Raw genomic sequence first — 505 nt, 5'->3', positions numbered from 1 at the left:
ACGTTTCACTATCCGATTCCACGAGGACGAGCCTCGCTTCAACGCCACGCTTCTGCAATTCCTGGAACGCGATTTCGAACTTCGCCTGCCCCAGTTCGCCGGCGACCTGCCGCTCGACGACAGCGGCATCGACGTGCCGCGGGTCCTGTCTTCGATGCGACAGGCGGTGCGCGATGTTCCCGGCATTGAGGTGATCGACGAGACCGCATTGTCGACATTCTCTTTCGCAAAGTTCCTGATGTGGAAGGACCTGGTCGAACGGACCGATGCGCTGCGCCAAAACAGGGTCGTTCGCCACCTCATCGACACACCCGAGCAGGCCTTCGATGGTTCGGGCAATCAACCCGCCTTTCGCGAGGAGGCAGAACTCGATCGCGTTTATGAGCCTTCGAACATAATTGGCCTTCTCCCGCTGGATTCCTCGCAAACGGCAGCAAGCATGGCCGCCGCCGAGGGGCGCGATTTCGTCATCATCGGACCGCCAGGGACGGGAAAGAGCCAGACC

Annotated in this window: 1 protein-coding gene; it reads left to right on the top strand. The window is 60.6% G+C overall.

Features of this window, described 5'->3' with window-relative positions:
• Positions 1–505 (top strand): hypothetical protein (locus tag EOA24_RS40590; RefSeq protein WP_133375104.1); only part of this gene is annotated, 505 nt, incomplete at both ends.

It is taken from the genome of Mesorhizobium sp. M2A.F.Ca.ET.039.01.1.1 (assembly GCF_003998035.1).
Lineage (GTDB): Bacteria > Pseudomonadota > Alphaproteobacteria > Rhizobiales > Rhizobiaceae > Mesorhizobium.
Note: the sequence above shows the minus strand (reverse complement) of the source record. Positions and strands in the feature narration are given on the sequence as shown.